At 59.1% G+C, this 5,945-nt stretch carries 5 protein-coding genes; 2 read left to right on the top strand and 3 right to left on the bottom strand.

Features of this window, described 5'->3' with window-relative positions; genetic code table 11:
- The 3 genes from D8V06_RS16275 to pssA form a co-directional block, all read right to left on the bottom strand.
- Positions 1–1,647 (bottom strand): AMP-binding protein (locus tag D8V06_RS16275; protein WP_130931312.1); only part of this gene is annotated, 1,647 nt, incomplete at its 3' end.
- Between the two features lie 254 nt (positions 1,648–1,901).
- Positions 1,902–2,918 carry an AraC family transcriptional regulator gene (locus D8V06_RS16270; protein WP_130931313.1) on the bottom strand — a complete coding sequence of 339 codons (1,017 nt, stop codon included), beginning with the start codon at positions 2,916–2,918 and terminating at the stop codon, positions 1,902–1,904.
- Positions 2,919–3,025: 107 nt separating this feature from the next.
- Positions 3,026–4,369, bottom strand: coding sequence for a CDP-diacylglycerol--serine O-phosphatidyltransferase (pssA, locus tag D8V06_RS16265; protein WP_130907507.1), 1,344 nt, complete (start codon positions 4,367–4,369; stop codon positions 3,026–3,028).
- Between the two features lie 214 nt (positions 4,370–4,583).
- Here pssA and D8V06_RS16260 point away from each other — a divergent pair, with 214 nt between their 5' ends.
- The gene (locus D8V06_RS16260; RefSeq protein WP_130904921.1) at positions 4,584–5,147 is read left to right on the top strand and encodes a TetR/AcrR family transcriptional regulator; all 564 of its coding nucleotides are present in this window, start codon (positions 4,584–4,586) and stop codon (positions 5,145–5,147) included.
- A gap of 55 nt (positions 5,148–5,202) precedes the next feature.
- Positions 5,203–5,679 (top strand): nuclear transport factor 2 family protein, encoded by a 477-nt coding sequence (locus D8V06_RS16255; RefSeq protein ID WP_130931311.1) that lies wholly within the window; start codon positions 5,203–5,205, stop codon positions 5,677–5,679.
- The last annotated feature ends 266 nt before the right edge of the window (positions 5,680–5,945 follow it).

The raw sequence follows: 5,945 nt of genomic DNA, 5'->3' as shown, positions 1-5,945 counted from the left end.
CGCCGCGGCCTCTTGAGCCTTGGCGATTTCCTGGTTGCGCAAGATAAAGCGCTGCAATTTGCCGCTTGGGGTTTTCGGCAATTCGCTGACAAATTCGATTTCACGGGGGTACGAGTGCGCCGCCAGGCGCTTGCGTACATGTTGGCGCAGCTCTTCGGCCAACTCCGGCGCGGCACGATATTGCGCGCTGAGCACGACGAAGGCTTTGACCAGCTCAGTGCGTTCCGGATCGGGCTTGCCGACCACCGCGGCTTCGACCACCGCCGGGTGTTCGATCAGCGCGCTTTCCACGTCGAACGGGCCGACGCGGTAGCCTGAAGTGGTGATCACATCATCGCTACGGCCGACGAAGCTGATGCTGCCATCCGGATTCCACTCGACGGTGTCGCCGCTCAAGTAGTAATGGCCGACGAAGGCCTTGGTCGGCGCGCCTTCATAGCCGGCGAACCAGCACATCGGCGACTGTGTCCGGTCGATCGCCAGAATGCCCGGCTGGCCGACACCCAGTTCGTTGTATTCATCATCGAGCACCACGATGCGGTGACCCGGCGAGGCAAAACCGGCGGCGCCCATGTGGATCGGATGTTCCAGTGCGTGGTGGTTGCACAGCACCATGCCCAGTTCGGTCTGGCCGTAGTGGTCATGAATGACCACGCCAAGCTGATCGGCGAACCAGCGGATCACTTCCGGGTTCAACGGCTCACCGGCGCTGCTGACAATGCGCAGCTTGCCCTTGATCGACTTGGCGAACTCATCACCGCCGGCGATCAACAGACGATAAGCGGTCGGCGAGCCGGTGAGATTAGTGATGCTGTATTTGTTGATGACACGGCAGGTGCTTTCGAGGGTGAACGGGCCATCGTAAAACGTGATCGGATGCCCCATCGACATCGGCCCGGTGACACCGAAATAGATGCCGTAGGCCCAACCCGGGTCGGCAACGTTCCAGAATGCGTCTTCGGGCCGCAGATCCACGGCGTCGCGGGTGTAGCTCTGGAACGCGACGATGGCCTTCAGGGGTACCGACAGCGCTTTCGACGGGCCGGTGGTGCCGGAGGTGAACATCAGCAGGAACGGGTCTTCGCCGCTCAGCATCACCGGTTCGCAATCGTTGCAATAGTTGGCCAGTTCGGCCCAGAAGCTGAAATCGCCCCGTACGATGCCTTGGCCTTTTGCGCCTGCGACGGTGACGATGGTCGGGCATTCGGCGACTTCGGCGAGTTTTGAGCGATTGACCGCGTCGGTGACCACCACTTTGGCGCCGGAGCAGCCGAGGCGGTGTTCAATGGCTTTGGGGCCGAACGCGGTGAACAGCGGCTGGTAGACCGCGCCAATGCGCCAGGTGGCAAACACGGTGATGAGCAATTCGATGTTACGTGGCAACAGGCCGGCGACCTTGTCGCCTTTTTTTACGCCTTGGGCCAACAGGAAATTGGCAAAGCGCGCGGCTTTGTCTTGCAGATCGGTGAAGGTGTACGTGGCGCTGGCGCCGTCGCGTCCCTCCCAAAACAATGCGATCCGCCCGGGCAACGCATGCCGGTCGCAACATTCGACGCAGGCATTGAGGGCGGTCAGATCGCCCGCGAGTGCAGCGTCGACGGTGTGCTGATAATCGAACTGTGAAACAGCAGACAAGTAATCGCGCATTGCCAGAATCCCTTTGTTTTTTATTGGTTGGGGGAACCGTAAACAACAGGGAAATACTCGCTCTGCACGGTGTGCGGGGCAATGGTCAAAGTTATCAAGTTGCTTGACTGGTTTGGCCAAGATCCCACCTGGCGCAATGATCGTTCCCACGCTCCGCGTGGGAATGCACCCCGGGACGCTCTGCGTCCCATCCAAAGCCGAACGCGGAGCGTCCGTTGAGGCATTCCCACGCAGAGCGTGGGAACGATCAGTGTCTAGCTCGCTTCGTTGAGAATCAAACTCCGATAATGACCCGGATTGGACCCCGACCACTTGCGAAACGCCTTGTAGAACGAACTCGCATCGGCAAACCCCAGCCGTGTGGCAATCTCGGCGAAGCTGATGCTCGGCTCGGCCAGCCAGACAATCGCCAGTTCCTTGCGCACGCTGTCCTTGAGCGCTTGATACGTCTGACCTTCTTCGGCCAAGCGGCGCCGCAGGGTCGAAGCGGACATGCACAGGCGTTGTGCCAGCGCTTCGGTTTCTGGCCATTGCTCGGCGGGCAATTGCCGCAGGTCGTGCTTGATACGGCTGGCCAGGCTTTGCGGATCGCGATATTTGACCAGGATGTTGGCCGGCGCATGAGCCAGGAAGCGTTTGAGTTCTTCCGCTGTACGCTTGATCGGCAGATCGAGGCAATCGGCAGAGAAAATCATCCGCGTGCGTGGACGGTCGAACCGCAGGTTTTCGGAGAACATCACCTGATAGTCATCACAGAAGTCCGGCCTGGGGCAGCGCAATTCGATGGCCAGGATCGGAATCCGCCGCCCTGCCAACCAGCACGCCACGCCGTGCACGATCATCCAGTAAGTGAAATAGGTAAAGGCGCGGCGCGGCTCGTGATCGTTTTCCAGCAGTACGATTTCCGCCAGGCTTTGCTGGCGCACCAACTCGGCGGGCATGCATTCGAGCATCAAAGACAAAAAGCCCAGGCCGCTGGTCAGGCCCGCCGCGACATTCGGCTGAATCATGGCGCAGCGGCACAGAAATTCGAAACTGCCGGACTTGAGCTTGCGCGGGTCCATGCCGAAAAACTCATCGTCCCCGCGCCGCGCCAGCAATCGCCAAAGTCGAGCGTACGCCGTAGCGGGAACCCGTGCGGTGCTGCTGTTCAACAACAACGGCTCGATGCCGACCTTGTGCAACACCTCGTCGGTCACAACGCCCGGGGCGCAACTTTGCAACAGCGCTTCACGCACCAGTTGGATGGAGATGGTGTCTTTTTCCGACATTGAGCTCGACAAGCCCTGTTCTTGTTTGAGTGGGGGGCATATTAGCGCACTGCATCCCCTGTAGGAGCGAGCCTGCTCGCGATTGCGCCAGTGGCCACGCCACACATTCAAAGAATGCGGTACAGCAACCGCTCAACCCTCACCCGGCTCACACGTTTGAGAAACTTCGCCACCCCCGCCGGGTAGTCCGGCAATGTTTCCAGGTCCCCAAAACGCTCGATGCGCCGGGTGTGCTGGAAAATCTGCGCCAACTCCGCACGGCGCGGCACCAACAACTCGCCCTTTGGATCATCAATCAGCAAGGCGTTTTCCAGGTCGAGGCGAAACGCTCGCGGGTTGAGGTTGTTGCCGGTCAGCAAGGTGTAACGCTGGTCGATCCACATGCCTTTGAGATGGTAGGTGTTGTCGCCATCCTTCCACAGATGCAGGTTCAACTGACCGCTGTCGATGTTGCGCTGATGGCGCTTGGCGAATCGGCGCAGGCTGATCTCGTAGAGATATGGCAGCGCCGAAATCACTTTGAACGGTTCGCTCGGTGGAATATAGAAATCGTTGGCGGTCTTGTCGCCAACCACGATATCGATCTTCACACCCCGCGCCAGCGCCCGGTTGATATCCCGGGTTACGGCCAATGGCAGGTTGAAGTATGGCGTGCAGATGGTCAGTTGATGCTGGGCGCTGCCGATCAGCTCGCCAATCACCCGGCTCAACGGATTGTTCTTGCCCACGCCCAGTAACGGGCTGACAGACAGACCGCTCTTGTCCGTGGAGCCCTGGGTGGTGTCGTACGCAGCGTGCTTGAGACGGCTGCGCAGATCGCCGATGTCATTGCGCAGGCTGCGGGTGGTCGGCAGGTTCGGCAGGTCTAGGCGATGCACCGCTTTGGAAGCCACCAGACCGTGTTGAACCAGGTGGTGCATGGAATCGGCCAGCGCACGGTTGTGCAGCAGGTGATAACGGTCGTAGCGGTACTTGTCGAGCTTGTGCAAGTAGACGTTGTTCAGGCTGGCGCCGCTGTAAATCACGCAGTCATCGATGATGAAGCCCTTCAAATGCAACACGCCGAACAGCTCGCGGGTTTGCACCGGCACGCCATACACCGGCACTTCGCTGGCATGAGTGCGGGTCATCTCCTGATACCAGGCCGAATTGCCCGGTTGCTTGCCGGCACCGATCAAACCGCGCTGCGCGCGCAGCCAGTCGACGACCACCACCACGTCCAGCTGTGGACGCGCCAGTTTGGCCGCGTGCAAGGCATCGAGTATTTCCTGGCCGGCCTCATCCTGTTGCAGGTACAGCGCAACGATATAGATACGCTGGGTGGCGCTGGCGATTTTTTCCAGCAGGCAACGACGGAACTCGGCGGCGCCGCTGAGGAAGGTGACGGCATCGGCGGTCAGCGGAAAACTGCGCAGTTTAGGCAGCAGGGAGCGTTTGAAAAGCGACGGCATAGGGCTCGCAATGGGTCGAATCCAGAGAGTTTGAGAGCTTACACCATGGATCGGCTCGGGTCTTGTGGGTGTCCACAATGACGCTATCTCTGGCAAGCCAGCTCCCACAGGTTGATCGCATTTCCCTGTGGGAGCTGGCTTGCCAGCGATGGCGGTTTTATGGGCAATGGAAAAACATTTGACCAAGAAGAACGATCGTTCTACTATTTGCCACATGAACGAAATCACTAGCAATGACACACGCGACATCATTCTGGATGTCACCGAAAAGTTGATCTACAAAAGTGGCATCGCTGCCACTGGCATGGATCTTCTGGTGAAAACCGCCGGCGTCTCCAGAAAGAGCATTTACCGCTACTTCGCCAACAAGGAGGAGCTGGTCGTCGCCGCCCTGCAACGCCGTGACGAACGCTGGATGCACTGGTACAGAACTGAAGTCGGCAAAGCCCGGACCCCGGCGGACCGCCTGCTCAATCTGTTCAGCGTGCTCAAGTCCTGGTTCGACTCTGAAGGCTTTCGCGGCTGCGCGTTCATCAACACCAGCGGTGAAACCGGCGACCCGCAAGACCCGGTCCGGCTGGTCGCCAAAGACCACAAACAAAAGCTGCTCGACTACGTGTGCGAGCTGTGTACCGAATATGGTGCCGAGGATCCGCAGAGTCTGGCCAGACAGCTGCTGATCCTGATCGATGGTGCCATTACCTTGGCGCTTGTCATGGGTGATCACAGTGCCGCCGATAATGCGCAATGCATGGCGCGAAAGTTATTGGACCTGTAACAACTTAACCAAGCCCGACAACGTGTTTTAACTTGATTGTATACGGAGACTTGATATGTCTAATGCCGAAATTCGTCCGCCATTGCCGCCATTCACCCGTGAATCGGCCATCGAAAAAGTCCGCCTCGCCGAAGACGGCTGGAACTCCCGCGATCCTGAGCGCGTGTCGCTGGCTTACACCCTGGACACTCGGTGGCGCAACCGCGCCGAGTTCGCCTACAACCGAGAAGAAGCCAAAGGCTTTCTGACGCGCAAGTGGGCCAAAGAACTGGATTATCGGTTGATCAAGGAGCTGTGGGCGTTCACCGACAATCGCATCGCCGTGCGTTATGCCTATGAATGGCACGACGATTCGGGCAACTGGTTCCGCTCCTACGGCAACGAAAACTGGGAGTTCAACGAGGACGGATTGATGGCCCATCGTTTTGCCTGCATCAACGACATGCCGATCAAGGAAAGCGAGCGCAAATTCCATTGGCCGCTGGGCCGTCGCCCTGATGATCACCCGGGCTTGTCGGATCTGGGCTTGTAAACACCGCTCCAAACCAGCACGGTGGCCTATTGATCGTTCCCACGCTCTGCGTGGGAACACAGCCCGGGACGCTTTGCGTGCCATTGGAACGCTGAGCGTCCCTTGAGGCATTCCCACGCAGCGCGTGGGAACGATCAGAAAACGCCGCTACAAATGCAGGCGCGAGCCTGCTGACCCTTTAATGATCGTTCCCACGCTCTGCGTGGGAACGCAGCCCGGGACGCTTTGCGTGCCATTGGAACGCTGAGCGTCCCTTGAGGCATTCC

Source organism: Pseudomonas sp. Sample_24 (genome assembly GCF_004307605.1).
In the GTDB taxonomy this organism is placed as follows: Bacteria; Pseudomonadota; Gammaproteobacteria; order Pseudomonadales; family Pseudomonadaceae; genus Aquipseudomonas.
This window is presented reverse-complemented; position numbering and strand designations above follow the sequence as displayed.